Source organism: Nostocoides australiense Ben110 (genome assembly GCF_001050535.1).
In the GTDB taxonomy this organism is placed as follows: Bacteria; Actinomycetota; Actinomycetes; order Actinomycetales; family Dermatophilaceae; genus Nostocoides_A; species Nostocoides_A australiense.
This window is the reverse complement of record NZ_HG764815.1, coordinates 4,069,498-4,070,831: the sequence shown is the minus strand read 5'-3', so window position 1 is coordinate 4,070,831 and position 1,334 is coordinate 4,069,498. Positions and strand designations below refer to the sequence as shown.

The window sequence follows — 1,334 nt, the reverse complement described above, 5'->3', positions numbered from 1 at the left end:
ACGAGATTGGTTGCGTCGGAGGCGAAGGCGACAAAGCGGCCGTCGCGTGAGATTGCGGGTGTGTACGACGTGCCGTTGCCCGCGGCCGGCGCCGGTGCCGCGGCTGCTGCCGCCCCTAGTCCGGCGCCGGTCGCGGCAAGCGTGGTCAGGGCCGCGACAAATCGAGTCGTGCGTGAGTTCATTCTTGTTGTCCCCCTATGGTGTTCGTTCGCCGCCCCCCGTGGCAGCGTGCTCCATTATGGTACGGAGTCAAGCTGGCTCGTAGGGAAACGGCGAAATCGGGTGGTTGGGCCCACGCCTCCGCCCGAGCAACGAGCGCTCGTGGCGCAGGCCGAGGACGATGTCAGCGGTGGGTGAGCCTCACCTGGTGCTGATCAGCGCGATCGCGCCGGTCTTGTGCGTCCATTTGCGGATCTGGCCCGAGTCGTCGGCATAGACCACGCTCTGCCCGTCGGACGCCAGAGTGAAAGAGGTAGTGAACTCCGGGAGCGCGGCGATCGCCACATCCTCCGGGTCGTCGTCGTAAAAGCTCGTGTCGGCGTCGAAGAGATAGAGCGTGTCGGGGATTTCGAGCTGCATGGCAACCATAGTGCCTGCCGGATTGACGTCATAAGCCCAGGCATAGTAGTTCGAACACGCCCCCATCTCGATGGCGAGGGATCCGCCCGCCTGCGGGACGTCCACGTCTTCGTAGGTGCAGTGCGAGCCCTCGGAATAGACGCTGTACCAAGTGGACACTCCGTAGTTGGTCGCCGGGCCGATCTCGAGAAGGTAGTCGGGATAGATCATGTCCACGGAGTTGGTCGAGCGTGTCCACTCGTAGGATCCGTTTGCGGACCCACCCTTGTACGTGAATCCGGCGAAGGCCCCATTGGGGCTGATGGTGGTCTTCTCGACCTGGCCGCGCACCGGCTGTCTCCCGCCATACGTTGAGATGCGCTTCGTGGTGCCGGCTGCCACATCCCGGACGAAGACGTCCTCCGTGCTGTTGGTGTCGCCGCTCACGAGGTTGCCTGCGGTCGAGCTGAAGACGAACTTCGTGCCGGTGGCGTCCATGTCCAGATTGGCCGACTTGCCGTTGGCCTGCTTGCCGCCGGCGCCGACGCTGAGTCGCAGGACGGCGCCCGTCGTGGTGTCGACGCGGAAAGCGTCCGCTTGGCGATTGGTGTCGCCGGCCACCAGGTTGCTCGCGCTGGAGATGAACGAGATGTAGCGGCCGTTGTCGGAGATCTTCGGCCAGAAGCTTGACCCGTTCGCCTGCTTCGCACCGGTCCCGACGGACACCCGCCGCGTCGTCTTGGCGACGGTGTCGCGGATGAAGATGTCGCGCTTGC

Annotated in this window: 1 protein-coding gene and 1 pseudogene; both read right to left on the bottom strand. The window is 64.8% G+C overall.

The window, feature by feature from the left end; translation table 11 throughout:
• Positions 1–182: hypothetical protein (locus BN11_RS25495; protein ID WP_235435510.1), on the bottom strand; the 182-nt coding region annotated here is incomplete at its 3' end.
• Positions 183–360: 178 nt separating this feature from the next.
• Positions 361–1,334, bottom strand: a pseudogene (locus tag BN11_RS20120) (hypothetical protein); the annotation flags it as partial.